The 16,892-nt window shown below is 69.4% G+C and carries 13 protein-coding genes and 1 riboswitch; of the genes, 11 read left to right on the forward strand and 2 right to left on the reverse strand.

The features are described 5' to 3' along the window. The first annotated feature begins 7 nt into the window (after nucleotides 1-7). The 5 genes from hemC to ACIOSY_RS06895 all read left to right on the forward strand — a co-directional run bounded on the left by hemC (nucleotide 8) and on the right by ACIOSY_RS06895 (nucleotide 4,798). Entirely contained in the window at nucleotides 8-1,000 is a 993-nt protein-coding gene (gene hemC / locus ACIOSY_RS06875; protein ID WP_400851090.1) for a hydroxymethylbilane synthase, read from the forward strand. Further along, nucleotides 1,000-1,800 (forward strand): uroporphyrinogen-III synthase, encoded by an 801-nt coding sequence (locus ACIOSY_RS06880; protein ID WP_400851093.1) that lies wholly within the window; start codon nucleotides 1,000-1,002, stop codon nucleotides 1,798-1,800. The genes hemC and ACIOSY_RS06880 overlap by 1 nt, the downstream gene beginning before the upstream one ends. Continuing rightward, on the forward strand, nucleotides 1,797-2,774 hold the full coding sequence (gene hemB, locus ACIOSY_RS06885) for a porphobilinogen synthase (RefSeq protein ID WP_400851096.1): 978 nt from the start codon (nucleotides 1,797-1,799) through the stop codon (nucleotides 2,772-2,774). Before ACIOSY_RS06880 ends, hemB begins: the two co-directional genes overlap by 4 nt. Nucleotides 2,775-2,904: 130 nt before the next feature. Next, the gene (locus tag ACIOSY_RS06890) at nucleotides 2,905-4,227 is read left to right on the forward strand and encodes a glutamate-1-semialdehyde 2,1-aminomutase (protein ID WP_400851099.1); all 1,323 of its coding nucleotides are present in this window, start codon (nucleotides 2,905-2,907) and stop codon (nucleotides 4,225-4,227) included. Between the two features lie 121 nt (nucleotides 4,228-4,348). After that, complete coding sequence (locus tag ACIOSY_RS06895; RefSeq protein ID WP_400851102.1) at nucleotides 4,349-4,798, forward strand: hypothetical protein; 450 nt, start codon at nucleotides 4,349-4,351, stop codon at nucleotides 4,796-4,798. A gap of 61 nt (nucleotides 4,799-4,859) precedes the next feature. Here the strand turns inward: ACIOSY_RS06895 and ACIOSY_RS06900 are convergent, their stop codons facing one another. After that, nucleotides 4,860-6,623 carry an ABC transporter ATP-binding protein gene (locus ACIOSY_RS06900; RefSeq protein WP_400851105.1) on the reverse strand — a complete coding sequence of 588 codons (1,764 nt, stop codon included), beginning with the start codon at nucleotides 6,621-6,623 and terminating at the stop codon, nucleotides 4,860-4,862. A 112-nt stretch (nucleotides 6,624-6,735) separates the two neighbouring features. Between ACIOSY_RS06900 and ACIOSY_RS06905 the strand changes: the two genes are divergently transcribed. The 3 genes from ACIOSY_RS06905 to ACIOSY_RS06915 all read left to right on the forward strand — a co-directional run bounded on the left by ACIOSY_RS06905 (nucleotide 6,736) and on the right by ACIOSY_RS06915 (nucleotide 12,033). Then, on the forward strand, nucleotides 6,736-7,797 hold the full coding sequence (locus ACIOSY_RS06905; protein ID WP_400851108.1) for an enoyl-CoA hydratase/isomerase family protein: 1,062 nt from the start codon (nucleotides 6,736-6,738) through the stop codon (nucleotides 7,795-7,797). A gap of 169 nt (nucleotides 7,798-7,966) precedes the next feature. Further along, nucleotides 7,967-9,694 carry an ABC transporter ATP-binding protein gene (locus tag ACIOSY_RS06910; protein ID WP_400851111.1) on the forward strand — a complete coding sequence of 576 codons (1,728 nt, stop codon included), beginning with the start codon at nucleotides 7,967-7,969 and terminating at the stop codon, nucleotides 9,692-9,694. Further along, entirely contained in the window at nucleotides 9,691-12,033 is a 2,343-nt protein-coding gene (locus ACIOSY_RS06915) for an ABC transporter ATP-binding protein (protein WP_400851114.1), read from the forward strand. Before ACIOSY_RS06910 ends, ACIOSY_RS06915 begins: the two co-directional genes overlap by 4 nt. A 224-nt stretch (nucleotides 12,034-12,257) precedes the next feature. Here ACIOSY_RS06915 and ACIOSY_RS06920 read toward each other — a convergent pair whose 3' ends face one another. After that, nucleotides 12,258-13,784, reverse strand: a complete 1,527-nt coding sequence (locus ACIOSY_RS06920; protein ID WP_400851117.1) for a D-alanyl-D-alanine carboxypeptidase family protein — start codon at nucleotides 13,782-13,784, stop codon at nucleotides 12,258-12,260. 82 nt (nucleotides 13,785-13,866) lie between these two features. Beyond that, nucleotides 13,867-13,978, forward strand: a riboswitch (TPP riboswitch). On the opposite strand from ACIOSY_RS06920, the gene ACIOSY_RS06925 reads away from it, so the two are divergent. The 3 genes from ACIOSY_RS06925 (at nucleotide 13,969) to ACIOSY_RS06935 (ending at nucleotide 16,879) form a co-directional block, all read left to right on the forward strand. Further along, nucleotides 13,969-14,649 carry an ECF transporter S component gene (locus tag ACIOSY_RS06925; protein ID WP_400851119.1) on the forward strand — a complete coding sequence of 227 codons (681 nt, stop codon included), beginning with the start codon at nucleotides 13,969-13,971 and terminating at the stop codon, nucleotides 14,647-14,649. (Overlaps the previous riboswitch by 10 nt.) 2 nt (nucleotides 14,650-14,651) lie before the next feature. Further along, nucleotides 14,652-16,103, forward strand: a complete 1,452-nt coding sequence (locus tag ACIOSY_RS06930) for an ABC transporter ATP-binding protein (protein WP_400851122.1) — start codon at nucleotides 14,652-14,654, stop codon at nucleotides 16,101-16,103. Beyond that, entirely contained in the window at nucleotides 16,100-16,879 is a 780-nt protein-coding gene (locus tag ACIOSY_RS06935; RefSeq protein ID WP_400851125.1) for an energy-coupling factor transporter transmembrane component T family protein, read from the forward strand. Before ACIOSY_RS06930 ends, ACIOSY_RS06935 begins: the two co-directional genes overlap by 4 nt. Nucleotides 16,880-16,892: the final 13 nt, after the last annotated feature.

The following is a 16,892-nucleotide window of genomic DNA, read 5'->3' on the forward strand; positions in this document are numbered from 1 at the left end:
CCGCCCGATGAGCACTCCCATCCGTCTGGGGACTCGCCGCAGCGCGCTCGCGCAGGCGCAGTCCGGTCACGTCGCCGCCGCCCTCGAGAAGGTCGCCGGCCGACCTGTCGTGCTCGTGCCGATCACGTCCGAGGGTGACACCAACCGTGCGTCGCTGTCGGAGATCGGTGGACAGGGCATCTTCGCCACCCGTCTGCGCGAAGCGCTGCTCGCGGGGGAGTGCGACTTCCTGGTGCACTCGCTCAAGGACCTCCCGACGGCCATCCCCGACGGTCTGACGATCGCGGCGACGCCCGTGCGGGTCGACGCCCGCGATGTCGTGATCACCCGCGACGGCACTCCGCTGCGCGAGCTGCGGTCGGGCGCGACGGTGGGCACCGGCTCTCCTCGTCGCATCGCGCAGGTGCACCTGCGGGCTCCGCACGCTTCGGTGGTCGATCTGCGCGGCAACGTTGACTCGCGCCTGGGCCGTGTCGCCTCGGGTGAGCTCGACGCCGTGATCCTCGCGGCCGCCGGGCTGTCGCGCCTCGGCACCGACTCGCCGCTGCGTCGCGAAGAGCTGGGCCTGTCGGAGTGGCCGACGGCGCCAGGGCAGGGCGCGCTCGCGGTCGAGACGACGACGGATGCCCCGGCCGATCTCCGTGCGGCACTCGCGCAGCTCGACGATGAGCACACCCGGCTCGCCATCACTCTGGAGCGCGCGATCCTCGAGGGCCTCGACGCGGGATGCCAGGCTCCGATGGCCGCTCATGCGGTCGTGGAAGGCTCGTCGATCCGTGTGCGGACGGTCGTCTACGCCCCCGATGGCAGCCGTCGGATCGGCCTCGACGTCACCGAACCCCTGAACGAGCGGTATATTCAACGGAACGGCAGTGGCAATGGAGCGGATGCTGCCGATGGCGCTGTTCCGATCCCTGCTGTTCGATCGCTGGGGTTGGCTGTTGCCCGTCGGCTGCTCGATCAAGGGGCGGCCGCCCTCGTCTCCCGAGAGCAATCCTGATGACCACAACACCCGAATCGAAGCACGACAAGCCGCTCGACGGCTGGCGAATCCTCGTCCCCCGCGGCGGACCATGGGGAGACGGCGTCGCTGCGAGCCTGCGCACCCAGGGCGCTGTGCCCGTGGTCGCGCCGCTGATCAACTTCGCGTCGACCACCGACCAGGCCGCGCTCGATGTCGCCCTGGCGCAGCTCGCCGCGGGCTCGTACGACTGGCTGACGGTTACGAGTGCGACGACCGTCGACGTGTTGTTCGCGCACCGCGCCATTGTTCCCCCCTCCACGCGCATCGCGGCCGTGGGCGAGACGACCGCCGCGGCGCTGCAGGCCGTCGGTTACGAGGTCGCGCTGATGCCGGAGCAGGACAACTCCGCTGAGGGCATGGCCGAGCTGCTCATCTCGCTCGAGACCGAGCCCCGCCGCATCCTCGCTCTGCGCAGCGAGATCGCGAAGCCCGTTCTCAGCGTGCTGCTGACCGACGCCGGCCACGATGTCGACAGCGTGGTCGCGTACCGCACCGTCGGTGTGCCGGTGACCGACCGCATCAAGCGCGATGTCGAGAACGGCCGCATCAACGCGATCCTCATCACGAGTGGATCGGTCGCCGAGCAGGTGCGCGAGCAGTTCCCCGAGATCCCCGACGAGACGCTGCTCGCCGCCATCGGCCCGCGCACCGCACGCGATGCGCGCAAGGCCGGGCTCCCGGTCTCGGTCGTCGCCGACCGTCAGACGGTCGACGCACTGATCGATGCGGTGTCGCACTTCACCCTTCCGCACGCGGCAGACGAGTTCGCGCCGTGAGCTTCCCCGAGACCCGTCTTCGCCGGCTGCGTCAGTCGCCGGCGGTCCGTCAGCTCGTGCGCGAGACGACGCTCCAGCCGCAGCAGCTCGTGCTGCCCCTCTTCGTGCGCGAGGGTCTCACCGACCCGGCGCCGATCACATCCATGCCGGGTGTTGCCCAGCACTCGATGGACTCGCTGCGCGCGGCGGCCGTCGAGGCGGCCGAAGCCGGTGTCGGCGGCGTCATGCTGTTCGGCGTGCCCGCGGTGCGCGACGCACAGGGTTCGGGCGCGGACGCGCCCCACGGCATCCTCAATCTGGCCACCGAGGCGCTGGCCGCCGAGGTCGGCGATGCGCTGGTCGTGCAGACCGACCTGTGTCTCGACGAGTTCACCGACCACGGTCACTGCGGTGTGCTCGCGGCCGACGGATCGGTCGACAACGACGCGACGCTCGAGCGGTACACCTCGATGGCGCTCGCGCAGACGCGCGCGGGGTCTCAGCTGCTGGGGCTCTCGGGCATGATGGACGGCCAGGTCGCCGCCATCCGCCGTGCGCTCGATGCCGAGGGCTTCACGCAGACCCTTCTGCTCGCCTACGCCGCCAAGTACGCGAGCGCGTTCTACGGTCCGTTCCGCGAGGCCGTCGATTCGCAGCTGAAGGGCGATCGGCGCACCTATCAGCTCGACCCGGGCAACCGTCGTGAGGGTGTGCGCGAGGCCGTCGTCGACGAAGAAGAGGGCGCCGACATCGTCATGGTCAAGCCGGCGATGGCGTTCCTCGACGTGTTGCGCGAGGTGCGCGACACCGTCCATATTCCGGTGTGGGCATACCAGGTGTCCGGTGAGTACGCGATGATCGAGGCCGCCGCGGCCAACGGATGGATCGACCGCCGTGCGGCGATCCTCGAGTCGCTGCTGTCGATCCGCCGTGCCGGCGCCGACGCCGTGCTGACGTATTGGGCGACCGAAGCCGCCCGCTGGTTGCGCGACTGACTCGTTGTTCGACCGTGACGATCCGCACTCGCTGTGACGCTCGGCATCCGAATCGCCGCGAGAACGAGTGCAGATCATCCGAATGAGTGCAGATCGTCACGATTTGCCGAGTGACCCGAGAGGAATCACCATGACCGACCGCAACGACGACCTGTTCTCCGCCGCCCGAGAGGTGATTCCCGGGGGAGTGAACTCTCCGGTGCGCGCCTACGGTTCGGTCGGCGGAACGCCGCGCTTCCTCTCGTCGGCGAGCGGGGCGACGGTGACGGATGCCGCGGGCACGACCTACATCGACCTCGTCGCGTCGTGGGGCCCGGCCCTGCTCGGTCATGCGCATCCGGAGGTCGTCGCCGCCGTGCAGGAGGCCGCGACGCGCGGTCTCTCGTTCGGCGCCCCGACCGAGGGCGAGGTCGAACTCGCCGCCCTCATCGCCGACCGCGTGCGGTTCGGCGAGATCCGCCCCATCGAGCGCGTGCGCCTGGTGTCGACCGGCACCGAGGCCACCATGACGGCGATCCGTCTCGCACGCGGCGCGACCGGCCGCGATCTGCTGGTGAAGTTCGCCGGGCACTACCACGGCCACTCCGACGGTCTGCTCGCCGAGGCCGGTTCCGGCGTCGCCACGCTCGCGCTCCCCGGCTCGGCCGGAGTACCGGCACCGATCGCCGCGCAGACGCTGGTCATCGGCTACAACGACCCCGAGGCGCTGGCCGCCGTCTTCGCCGAGCACGGTCCGCGGATCGCCGCGGTCATCGTCGAGGCGTCCGCCGCGAACATGGGCGTCGTCGCCCCGCTTCCCGGCTTCAACAGCCTGATCGCCGCCACCGCGCACGCGCACGGCGCGCTCATGATCATCGACGAGGTGCTCACGGGCTTCCGCGTGCACCCCGCCGGGTACTGGGGTCTGCAGGCCGCCGCGGGCGAGAACTACCTGCCCGACATCTTCACCTTCGGCAAGGTCGTCGGCGGGGGGATGCCGCTGGCCGCCCTCGGCGGCCGTGCCGACATCATGGACCTTCTGGCTCCGCTCGGCCCCGTGTACCAGGCGGGCACGCTGTCGGGGAACCCGCTGTCGGTTGCGGCCGGCCTCGCCACGCTGCGGTTGGCCACGCCGGAGGTCTACGCCACGATCGACGCGGCATCCGATCGCCTGTCGGCCTCCCTCGATGCGGCGCTCACCGACGCCGGCGTGATCCATTCGGTCGCGAAGGCCGGCAACCTGTTCAACGCCTCGTTCCGTGCGTCCGCTCCGCGCGACTACGCCGAGGCGCAGGCGCAGGAGACGTTCCGCTACGCGCCGTTCTTCCACTCGCTGCGCGAGCAGGGTGTCGCACTGCCGCCCAGCGTCTTCGAGGCGTGGTTCCTCACGGCTGCCCACGGCGACGACGAACTCCAGCGGATCGAAGCGGCGTTGCCTGCTGCGGCAGCCGCCGCGGCATCCGCCCACGCCTGAGCACTCGAAACGCCCGGAGCACGCGAATCGCCCGGGAGTGAGCGTATTCCCACAACGGATCGTTGTGTTCCTGTGAGCAAGATCCAGACAACTGGCAGGGCCCCGCTGGCAGACTGGACTCATGGTGACGTTGCTGTTGGATCAGACGCAACTCGAGATCGTGCTCTCGCCGCTCGAGCGTGCCGCAAGCTTCCACCGCGACAACGTGCGCCTCGTGCGCGAGACGATCACCAAGGTGCAGCTCACCGATGACGCCTGGACGTGGCTGCGCGGAGTTCCGAACCCCGGGACGCACATTCCCGGTGTTCTCGCCGCGGGCAGCTGGAAGGCCGCCGGAAGCACCGACTTCGTGCTCATCCGCCGGCGTCGTCCGAGCGTCGTCATCGACCTGACCGGTGACGATCAGTACCGGCGACTCATTCTCACCACCCGGCACGGGCTCGCGCTCACGCAGGCGCTGCGACTCGAGGTGACCGACGAGCCGGCCGACGTCGAGGAGATCGTCGCGACGGGTTCGATCCCGACGTCGAAGGGCAGCCGCCGCCCGGTGATCCGCCCGCGTCCGGCCTGAGAGGCCACAGCGAAACGCCCTCCGGGACCTGACGGTCCGGAGGGCGTTTCTGCGTGGCGGCTCAGTTGTGCGAGTGATCGCCCTCGTGGTTCTCGTGGTGCTCGTGGTTCTGCTCGCCGTCGTTCTCGTGGCCGTCGGTCGCGCCGTGCTCGGGAGCGTCGGTCGCGGTGTCGACGACCTCGATCGTGCGGGTACGGTCGTCGTCGCCCTCGGCGGGAGCTTCGGCGAGCGGGTAGTCCTTCGGCTCGTCCTCGAAGTAGGCGCGCGCGGCGTCGGCGAGCATCGAGCTCACCGCGGCGGAACGCGGGTCGTTGGCCTGGTCTCCGGATTCGTCGTCGCCTTGAGGGGCGGCGTCGCTCCCGGAACCCTCCGACGACCCGAGGCCGTCGAAGACCTCGATGCCGGACTCATCGGTTGCCGACGCGTCGGCGCCCGATCCGTCGGCGTCCGGGAAGACCGAGGGGGCTTCGTCGGAGTGGGCGGGTGCGGCGCCGAACAGGATGTCGTCGAACGACGGTCCGGAGGATGCTTCGCCCGACGCGTCGACATCGTCGACGACCGGCTCCGCCGCAGCGGACTCGGCGGTGGCCGCCTCGGCGACCGTGGCTTCGGCGAGCACGGCGTTCGCGAGGGCGGCGTCGGCGTCGGCGTCGGCATCGGCGGTGTCGGCATCCGTAGTACCGGCATCCGTGTTGCTGCTGTCTGCGGAATCACCGCGGTGCTCTTCACCATCGTGTGCGATGGCGGTGCCGGCACCGGCCGCGACGACCGCGGTGGCGACGGGGCCACCGGGAACGGTGGCCGCCACGTCTGCGGCGATGGCCGCGGCGGCGACGGCAGCCTCGTCGTCGGCCGTCTGCGCGGTCGTCTCGGCCGACGCGGACGTGGGAGGCACGAGCTGCGAGGCGACGATCTCGGCACGCGGCTCGAGCTTGCCGCCCCGCACCAGCTGCATGAAGACGTCTTCGAGGGTCGGTCCGCGCTGCACGAGCGTGGTGAGTGCGATGCCGGCCTCGGCCGCCACGGCGCCGACGCGGCGGGCATCGCTGCCGCGCACGGTGAGTCCCGAACGCAGGATCTCGATGTCGAAACCGGCCGTCGCGAGCGCCGAGGTGAGGGCGACTCGGTCCGGAGCATCGACCACGACCGCCCCGGACGACGGGTCGGCGAGTTCTTCGATGCCGCTGGCGAGAACCAGCTGGCCCTTCGAGAGCACGAGCACGTTGTCGGCGACCTGCTCGACCTCGCTGAGCACGTGCGACGAGACGAGGACGGTGCGTCCTTCGTCGGCGAGGCGACGCATCAGCATGCGCATCCAGCGGATGCCCTCGGGATCGAGTCCGTTGGCCGGCTCGTCGAAGACGAGGGCGCCGGGGTCGCCGAGCAGTGCGTGGGCGACGCTCAGCCGCTGGCGCATTCCCAGCGAGAAACCGCCGATGCGGGAGTCACCCTCGTCCTCGAGGCCGACGATCGCGAGCACCTCGGCGACGCGGGCGAGCGGGATGTCGTTCGCCTTCGCGGCGATCGTGAGCTGGCGGTTGGCGGTGCGGCGCGTGCGATACACGGTCTCTTCGAGCACCGAGCCGATCACGCGCAGCGGCTGACGGAGGTCGGCGAATGCCGTGCCGCCGATCGTCGCCGTGCCCGAGGTGGGGCGCACCTGGCCCAGGAGCATCCGCAGCGTCGTGGTCTTTCCGGCACCGTTCGGGCCGAGGAATGCGGTGACGGCGCCGGGTTCGATACGTGCGGAGAAGTCGGAAACAGCGGTCACCTCATTGAAGCGCTTCGTCACGCTCGTGAATTCGAGAACCTGTCCGTCGGTCATGCGCGACCTCTCCTTGCTTGGTCAATTCTCTCTATCCTGCCGGAAAAGCGCCCGGATCGCGTATTTCCTGTGGATACCGGGGGCCGGAACGGATCGGAGTAGCCTGACATCCGTGACCGATTCCTCCTCCGATGACCGTGTCCTCGTCCGCACCGAAGGAGCCCTCGGAAGGCTCACCCTCAATCGGCCCGAAGCCATCAACGCCCTCGACCTGGGCATGATCGAGCAGCTCACGGCCGCCCTCGAAGCCTGGAAGACAGACACCGACGTGCAGATCGTGCTGCTCGACGGCACCGGGGATCGGGGCTTCTGCGCCGGCGGCGACGTGCGGGCGCTGCATGCGCAGATCGTGGCGGGCGAGCCCGAGCGCACGGCCGAGTTCTTCCGCGCGGAGTATGCGCTCAACGCGTTGATCGCCGAGTACCCGAAGACGGTCGTCGCGCTCGCCGACGGCATCACGATGGGCGGAGGCATCGGGCTCGCCGGCCACGCGGCCATCCGCATCGTCACCGAGCGCTCGAAGCTGGCCATGCCCGAGACCCGCATCGGATTCACGCCCGACGTCGGCGGCACCTGGTTGCTGGGCCGCGCCCCCGGACGCTTCGGCGAGTACTTCGGACTCACCGGCGATGCGATGAGCGGTGCGGACGCGATCTACCTCGGCTTCGCCGACCACTTCGTGCCCTCCGAGCGCCTCGACGCGCTGCGCGAGGCGCTCGCCTACCGCGCGGATCCGACCGGTCCGAGCGAGATCGTGCTGCTGTTCGACGAGACGCCGGACCCGTCGGAGCTGCCCGCAGACCGCGTCTGGGTCGACGAGGCGTTCGCGGCCGACACGGTCGTCGGCATCATCGAGCGGCTGCAGGCGCAGGGGATTCCGGATGCCGCGGCCACGGCCGACCTGCTCGAAGGACTGGCTCCCACCGGCCTCACGGTCACCCTCGACGCGGTGCGCGAGGCGCGGGCGTCGGCGGGGCTGCGCGCGGCGCTGGAGGGCGAGTACCGCCGGGTGCTCTGGTTCGTGACCGAGCACCCCGACCTCGTCGAGGGCATCCGTGCGCAGCTGGTCGACAAGGATCGCAACCCCCACTGGCAGCCGGCGACGCTCGCCGAGCTCGACGCGGATGCCGGGGCCGGAGCGCGCGAGTACGTGCCCGCCGTGCCGCTGTTCTGAGGTCCGCTCCGCGGGCAGCGCGAGACGGGTCTGGTTCGCTGTGAGCGAAGGTGGTAAACCCGACAGTACGAATGTCTGAGCTTCGTGGCACTCTTTGTTGTGGCCGATTTCGAGTCGGCATCTTCCCCCACACATGAGTCCACAGCTTCATCTCTCAGAAAGTCCGCCTGTGCTGGGTAAAATCCTCCTCCGCTATCTGTCCCGATATAAGTGGCTCCTTCTGGCTGTGCTGGTCTTCCAGCTCGCCAGTGTCGCGGCCACCCTCTACCTCCCGTCGCTCAACGCCGACATCATCAACGAGGGCGTGGCCACGTCCGACACCGCCTTCATCTGGCGCACCGGCATGTTCATGCTCGCCGTCTCGCTCGGGCAGATCATCGCCTCGATCATCGCGACCTACTTCGCCGCGCGCGCGTCGATGGGCGCCGGGCGCGACATCCGGGCAGACGTCTTCAGCAAGGTCAGCGGCTTCTCCGAGCGCGAGGTGTCGCAGTTCGGCGCCGGGTCTCTCATCACCCGCAACACCAACGACGTGCAGCAGGTGCAGATGCTGGCGATGATGGGCGCGACCATGCTGGTCACGGCTCCGCTGCTCGCGATCGGCGGCATCATCTTCGCCGTGCGCACCAACTTCGGGCTCAGCTGGATCATCGCGGTCTCCGTTCCGGTGCTGCTGATCCTCGCCGGAATCATCGTCAGCCGCATGGTCCCGCTCTTCCGCACCAACCAGCGCAAGCTCGATGCCGTGAACCGCATCATGCGCGAGCAGCTGACGGGTGTGCGCGTGGTGCGCGCATTCGTGCGCGAGACCATCGAAGAAGAGCGCTTCCGCGAGGCGAACACCGACATCATGATCGTCGGCCGCAAGATCGGGTCGCTCTTCGTGCTGCTGTTCCCGCTCTTCATGCTGATCCTCAACGTCACCGTCGTCTCCGTGATCTGGTTCGGCGGCATCGAGATCAACACCGGCACGGTGCAGGTCGGCACGATCTTCGCCTTCATGCAGTACATCGGTCAGATCATGGGCGGCGTCATCATGGCCAGCTTCATGGCGATCATGATCCCGCGCGCCGCCGTGTCGGCGGAGCGCATCGGCGAGGTGCTCGACACCGTCTCGACCATGGAGCGTCCCGTCGACGGCGTCACCGATTTCCCCGCGCCCGGCGCTGTCGCCTTTGATGACGTGGAGTTCTCCTACCCCGGCGCCGACTCGCCGGTGCTCACGGGCATCAGCTTCGCCGCTGAGCCGGGTGAGACCGTCGCGATCGTCGGATCGACCGGTGCGGGCAAGACGACACTCGTGTCGCTCATTCCTCGTCTCTTCGATGCCTCAGGTGGAGCCGTCTTCGTCGGCGGAGCAGATGTTCGCACCGCAGATGTCGAGTCGCTCTGGAAGACGATCGGCCTCGTTCCGCAGCGTCCGTTCCTGTTCACCGGAACCGTGGCGTCCAACCTGCGCTACGGGCGCGAAGACGCCACCGACGAAGAACTCTGGGCGGCGCTCGAGATCGCCCAGGGCCGTGACTTCGTCGAGGAGATGCCGGACGGTCTCGAATCACGCATCACCCAGGGCGGCACGAACGTCTCGGGAGGCCAGCGTCAGCGCCTTGCGATCGCCCGCGCGATCGTGCGGCAGCCGCAGGTTCTGGTGTTCGACGACTCCTTCTCGGCCCTCGACCTCACGACCGACGCCCGGCTGAGGCAAGCGCTGTGGCGCGAGCTGCCGCACGTCACCAAGATCGTCGTCGCGCAGCGCGTGTCCTCGATCACCGATGCCGATCGCATCGTCGTCCTCGAAGGGGGCACCATGGTGGGTGTCGGCACGCACGAAGAACTCCTCGAGACGAGCACCACCTATCGGGAGATCGTCGAGTCGCAGCTGGGGGTCGACGCATGAGCGAGCAGAACGAGTCCAGGACCCGTCGCGGCCGCGTAGCTGCCGCCACGGCCACCACCACCGTCGAGCCGGAACTCACCGACGAAGAGAAGTACGAGGCCGAGCTCGCCGAGAAGGCGCGCCAGGACGGTGGCGGCTGGGACAGCGTCGCGCCGGGCAAAGCCGACAACTTCGGCGTGAGTTTCGCGCGCATGATCGGGCTGCTCAAGCCCTCCGCCGTATGGTTCATCATCGTGTCGATCCTCGGCGCGATCGGTGTCGTGCTCACGGTCGCCGCACCCAAGGTGCTCGCCGAGGCGACGAACCTCATCTACAAGGGGTTCACCTCCGTACAGCTCTCGCAGCCGAACGGCGACTTCCCCGGCTTCCCCGTCGGTACGCCGAAGAGCGATGTGCTCGAGGCCCTTCGCGCAGCGGGCCAGACCGACTTCGCGAACCAGGTCGCCGCCATGGGCGACTTCACGGTCGGTGACGGCGTCGACTTCGACGCGCTGCGCTGGATCATCGCCGCGGTGCTCGCGATCTACGTCGTCGCCGCGTTCCTCAGCTGGATCCAGGGCTACGTGATCAACGTCATCATGGTGCGAACCATGTGGCGCCTGCGTGAGCAGGTCGAGGCCAAGATCAACCGCCTCCCGCTGTCGTACTTCGACAAGGTGCAGCGCGGAGACCTGATCTCGCGCGTCACGAACGACATCGACAACATCACGCAGACCATGCAGCAGTCCCTCTCGGGGGCGATCACTTCGGTGCTCACCGTCGTCGGCGTGCTGGTGCTCATGTTCTCGATCTCGTGGCAGCTGGCGCTCGTCGCTCTCGTGGCACTCCCGCTCATGGGCGTGATCTTCGGCATCATCGGACCGCGGTCGCAGAAGGCATTCGGCACCCAGTGGCGCAAGGTCGGTCGACTCAATGCCCGCGTCGAAGAGGCCTTCTCCGGCCACGCGCTGGTCAAGGTGTTCGGTCGTGAGCAAGACGCCCTCGACAAGTTCAAGGACGAGAACGAAGAGCTCTACCAGGCGAGCTTCAAGGCGCAGTTCCTCTCCGGCATCATCATGCCGGCGATGACGTTCATCGGCAGCCTCACCTACGTCGGCATCGCCGTGCTCGGTGGCCTCATGGTCGCGAACGGGCAGCTGCGCCTCGGCGACGTTCAGGCCTTCATCCAGTACTCGCAGCAGTTCACGCAGCCGCTGTCCGAGCTGGGTGGCATGGCCGCCGTCGTGCAGTCCGGCACGGCATCGGCCGAGCGGGTGTTCGAGCTGCTCGACACCGACGAGCAAGAGCCGGATGCAGACGATGCTCCGACCATCACCGGTGGGCGGGGTGTCGTCGAGTTCGAGAACGTCGCGTTCTCCTACACGCCGGATCGCCCGCTCATCACCGACCTCTCGTTCCAGGTCGAGCCGGGGCAGACGGTCGCGATCGTCGGTCCGACGGGTGCCGGAAAGACGACGCTGGTCAACCTGATCATGCGGTTCTACGAGCTCGACGGCGGGCGCATCATGCTCGACGGCCAGGACATCGCGCAGATCACGCGCGACGACCTGCGCTCGCGCACCGGCATGGTGCTGCAGGACCCGTGGCTGTTCAACGGCAGCATCCGCGAGAACATCCGATACGGTCGCTCCACCGCGACCGACGACGAAGTTCTCGAGGCTGCGAAGGCGACCTACGTCGACCGCTTCGTGCACGCGCTGCCCGAGGGCTACGACACCGTTCTCGACGAAGACGCCTCCAACGTCTCGGCGGGCGAGCGTCAGCTCATCACCATCGCCCGGGCTTTCGTCGCCCAGCCGTCGATCCTCATCCTCGATGAGGCAACGTCGGCGGTCGACACTCGCACCGAGCTGCTGCTGCAGCACGCGATGGCGGCGCTCCGCGAAGGACGCACGTCATTCGTGATCGCGCACCGGCTCTCGACGATCCGCGACGCCGACCTCATCCTCGTGATGGAGCACGGCGACATCGTCGAGAAGGGCACGCACGACGAGCTCATCGCCGCGCAGGGCGCCTACTGGCGGCTCTACCAGTCGCAGTTCGAGCAGGCGGCCTCAGACATCGACGCGGAAGACGCCCTCACCGGGTCGACGCCGGTCGTGGTCACCGGCGACGCAGACGCTGCAGCCGAGGTCGCGGCAGAGGTCGAGGCCGAGAAGGTCGCGGCCGCAGCGCGCGCTGGTGCGTCGATCGGAGCGCAGCTGCCCGGTGCCGAAGCGGCAGCCGCCGAGGCGGTCATCGAGGCGTTCACGTCAGACGGTGACCATCGCGGTGGCCGTGACGGTGACGGTGACGGTGACGGTGACGGTGACCGAGGCGGCGACAGCTCGCGAGCCTGAGCACTCGCCTCCGAGCACTCGCCTCCGAGCGACTCACAGCAGAACGGCCCCATCCCTCACCGGGATGGGGCCGTTCTGATGACACCCGACCCGCCCTCTCCACCTCGGCACCGAGAGGCATTCCCGTCGTAAAAACTGTCGGTCCGGGCGCGTCAGAACGACAGATAGTGCGACGGGAGCGCCGGACGGGAGTGCGACGGGAACGCCGGCCGGGGAGGCGGCTGCTAGTCCGCGTCGATGCCGAACAGCTCGAACGGGTGCGTGAGGCGCCACCAGAAGCTCGGGCCCTCGATGTCGGAGGCCAGGGTCAGCTCGGTCGTCGCCGCGTTGAGAGGGCCGGTCGTGCTCAACGTGCCGACCGTGGTGCCTTCGTCGCGCGCATCGCCCAGGGTGAACTCGGGAGTCGATGTCGCGGTCGCACCGTTCCACAGCAGCACATCGGTGTCGGCATCCGTCACGATGTCGATCTCCTCGCCCCACACCGTCTGCACCTGGCCGACCACGGTGCCCTCCGGCACGGCCGCGTCCTGCGCGGCGAGGGCGGCCTCGACCTCGGCGAACAGCGACCGCGTCGCCGCGAGGCGCTGCTCGTCATCGCCCTGGTTGAGCACCGCGGCGTACAGCTTCACCGTGGTGTCGTCGACGGTGATGTCCTTCGCGGTCAGCAGGTTCCATCCGACGAGCGTGCCCGTCTTGATGCCCACCACGCCGGGGTCGGCGAGCATCCCGTTGGTGTTGACGACCGTGCCCGCACCCGGCAGCTCGACGGATGCGGTGCCGACGATCTCGGCGAAGACCGGGTTCTTCATCGCCATCTCTCCCAGACGCAGAAGCGCCTCGGGGGTCGCGGTGTTCGCTTCGCTGAAGCCCGACGGAGTGACCACCGTGATGTCGCTGAGGCCGCGGTCGCGCAGCCAGATCGCCGCGGCCGCCGCGAACTCGCGGTCGGATCCCCAGATCTCGGAGGCCAGGCGGTCGATGTAGTTGTTCGCCGATCCGAGCAGTGTGCCCTGCAGCATCTGGTACTCGGTGAGGGTGCCGCCGACCGGCACGTCGAGTGCGGACTGATCCGAGCGGCGATAGCTCCAGTAATTCTGGCTGTCGGCGCGCGTGAACGAGAACGCCGGACCCTGTTCGCCCGGGGCCAACGGCATCCGATCCAGCACCATGAGGGCGCTGACGACCTTCGTGATGCTCGCGATGCTCGCGGCATCGGGTGACGAAGCCGTCAGGCCGATGCCCCCCACGCCGACGGCGGCGCTGCCCTGCGCCGGCCAGACGACCGACGCGACCGGGGCGGCGGTGACGGAGAACTCGACAGGAGCTGCGGTGGGGGCGACCTCGTGCAGCGGCCACAGCAGCGTGGTTCCGGCGTATGACGCGGCGAGGGCCACGAGCACACCGATGGGTACGAGCACGCGCGGGCTGGCGATCGCGGGGCGCAGACGCGCTCCTCGCAGAATTCCGATCCCGGAGGCGTCGAGCGGCTCGTCGAAGCCGCGGGCGGTGGATCCGGCGGCGACGGCGGCCGGATCGACCCAGGTGAGCGCTGTCGCCTGGCGGCCATCATCGGCCCACTCGGCGGAGGCATCGGCATCGTCGAGCTGCAACAGTTCGCCGGGGTCGTCGCTGAAGACGGCGGTCTCCGCCGGGGGCGTCTCGACCGCCGCTTCCGGCGGATCGCCGTCTGCGCGCACGCCGATCTGCGGCTCGGCGGTGGCGGTGGCCTCGGCGGGATCAGGAGCGGTCACTCGCTTACGGTACCGAATCCGCGGCCGGTTGCGTGGTTCTGCGGTCTGCGCTGCCGCCGGTGTCGGCACTCGGTATGCTGGGGACCACAACCACGGGAGTCCGGCGAGCCGGGCTGAGAGGGAGCGAATCGCGCTTCGACCGTCGAACCTGATCTGGGTCATGCCAGCGCAGGGAGGAGTTCAGATGAGTACGTCCACGTCCGCATCCGCCGCGAAGAACGCCGCGAAGAGCAGCGCCGCGAAGGCATCCGCGAATTCGGGGCAGCCCGCCCGCCAGATCTGGCGCTGGCGCGTCGTCGACATCGTCGTGGCCGCCGTGCTCGGCGTCGCGATCGGTCTCGTCTTCTGGGGATGGAACACCATCGGCTACGCCTGGTTCGGTGCCGCCGATGCGCTCACCCCGGGGCTCGGCGGCATCGCCGTCGGAATCTGGCTGCTCGGCGGCGTGGTCGGAGGCCTCGTCATCCGCAAGCCCGGTGCCGCCCTCGTCGTCGAACTGGTGGCGGCGATCGTGTCGATGCTCATCGGCAACGTGTGGGGTATCTCGACGATCCTTTCGGGGCTGGTGCAGGGTCTGGGCGCCGAGATCATCTTCGCGCTGTTCTTCTACCGCCGCTTCGGCCTCGCGGTCGCCGCGCTCGCGGGCATCGGTGCGGGAGCGGCCGCCTGGGTGTTCGAGCTGTTCTACGGCAGCTCGCCGAACATCCTCAAGTCGTTCGAGTTCAACACGATCTACCTCGTCAGCGTCGTGGTCTCGGGCGCCATCCTCGCGGGTGTGCTCGGCTGGCTGCTCGTGCGCGCGCTGGCGGTCACGGGGGCGCTCAGCCGCTTCGCCGCCGGGCGAGAGCACGTGCGCGAGGTCTGACGATGACTGTCGCCGCCCCGGCCCGGGTGCAGGCCTCGGGCTGGGGATGGCGCTACGCCGGGCGCAAGCGAGCCGCGGTGTCGGATCTCACCTTCACGATCGAGCCGGGCGAGCGCGTTCTGCTGCTGGGCGCATCCGGTGCCGGGAAGTCGACCCTGCTGGCCGGCCTCGCGGGTGTGCTCGGCGACGACGATGAGGGCGAGCGCGCCGGCGAGCTGCGCATCGACGGCGCCACGCCCGAGTCGCAGCGCGGTCGCATCGGTCTCGTTCTGCAGGATCCGGATGCCGGGATCGTGCTGTCGAAGGTGGGCGACGATGTCGCCTTCGGGTGCGAGAACCTCGGCGTTCCGGCATCCGAGATCCCTGCGCGGGTTTCGGAAGCGCTCGAAGCCGTCGGTCTCGCGGTTCCGCTGCAGCGCCCGACGAAGGCGCTCTCGGGTGGGCAGAAGCAGCGTCTCGTACTTGCGGGAGTGCTCGCCATGCGCCCCGGGCTGCTGCTGCTCGACGAACCCACGGCCAACCTCGATCCGGTCGGCGTGCGTGAGGTGCGTGCGAGCGTCGAGCGTGCGGTCGACGCGACCCAGGCGACCCTGATCGTCGTCGAGCATCGCACCCCGATCTGGGTCGACCTGATGACGCGGGTGATCGTGGTGGCGGCCGACGGGGGGCTGCTCGCCGACGGCCCGCCCGCACAGGTCTTCGCGGCGCACGGCGAGACGCTGGCCGATGCCGGGGTGTGGGTGCCGGACCGGGGTATCGATCTGCCGGTGCTCGGTAGGGTCGAGGCTCCGGATGCGCTGTCCGCCACCGCGCTGTCGATCGCGCGCGAGCCCGGCCGGCCGGTGCAGTCGGGGCTCGACCTGCACGTACCGCAGGCGAACGCCACCGTCATCACCGGTCCCAACGGCGCAGGCAAGTCCACCCTCGCGTTGACGCTCGCCGGACTCATCCCCGAGCATTCCGGCGAGGTGCGGACGGCGGAGCGACTGGCGGGCCGCCGGGGCGTGCGTCCGATCCGCTGGACCTCCCGCGAGCTCCTCACCCGCATCGGCATGGTGTTCCAGGAGTCGGAGCATCAGTTCCTCACGCAGACCCTGCGCGACGAGCTGTCGGTCGGGCCGCGCGCCCTGGGCTGGGATCGTGCGCGTACGGATGCCGTGGTCGACGGGCTCCTGGAACGGTTGGGTCTCGCTCCGCTGGCGCTCGCGAACCCCTTCACCCTGTCGGGCGGGCAGAAGCGTCGGCTCTCCGTCGCCACGGTGCTCGCCGGGTCGCCGGAGGTGATCGTGCTCGATGAGCCGACCTTCGGCCAGGATCGCCGCGGCTGGATCTCGCTCGTCGCGCTGCTGCAGGAGGAGATCGCGCGCGGACGCGCAGTCGTCGCGGTGACCCATGATGACGCGGTGAGCCATCACCTCGGCGGGCACCGCATCGTTCTGGGGGAGGCGTCATGACGGCCACCGAGGTCGAACGTCGGGTGTGGCTCGACGGCGTCAACCCGGTGACGAAGCTGCTGCTCGCGCTGCTGCTCTCGATCCCTTTGTTCGCGTCGATCGACGTCACGAGCGCGCTGGTCGCGATCGGTCTGCAGCTGCTGTGCATCCCGCTCACGGGGCTGCGAGCGCGCACCGTGCTGCTGCGCCTGCTGCCCCTCGCGATCTTCGCGCCGATCGCCGGGCTCAGCATGCTGCTCTACGCGGAACCCGCCGGGCGGATCTACTGGTCGTTCGGGTTCGCGACGATCAGCGAGGACTCGATCGGGCTGGCGATCGCGGTGAGTCTCCGCGTCATCGCCCTCGGGCTGCCCACCATCCTCCTGTTCGGCGGCACGGATCCGACGCAGCTGGCCGACGCCCTCTCGCAGGTCGCGAAGCTGCCGAGCCGGTTCGTGCTCGGCATCCTGGCCGGCACGCGGATGCTCGGACTCTTCCTCGACGACTGGCGCACGATGGGTCTGGCGCGGCGGGCACGCGGAGTCGGCGACCGGGGAGTGCTGCGGCGATTCTTCTCGATGGCGTTCGTGCTGCTGGTCTTCGCCGTGCGCCGCGGCACCAAGCTCGCCGCGGCGATGGAAGCGCGCGGCTTCGGATCGGGCATCCCCCGCACCTGGTCGCGGCCGTCGAGACTGCACCCGCGCGACGCGGTGGCGCTGCTCGGCGGCGTCGCCATCATGGCAGCGGCGCTCGCCGCCGCGGTCGTCGTCGGCACCTTCCGCTTCGTCTGGAGCTGACCGGGGGAGTGCT

The sequence above is a fragment of the Microbacterium sp. NPDC087665 genome (genome assembly GCF_044743285.1).
In the GTDB taxonomy this organism is placed as follows: Bacteria; Actinomycetota; Actinomycetes; order Actinomycetales; family Microbacteriaceae; genus Microbacterium.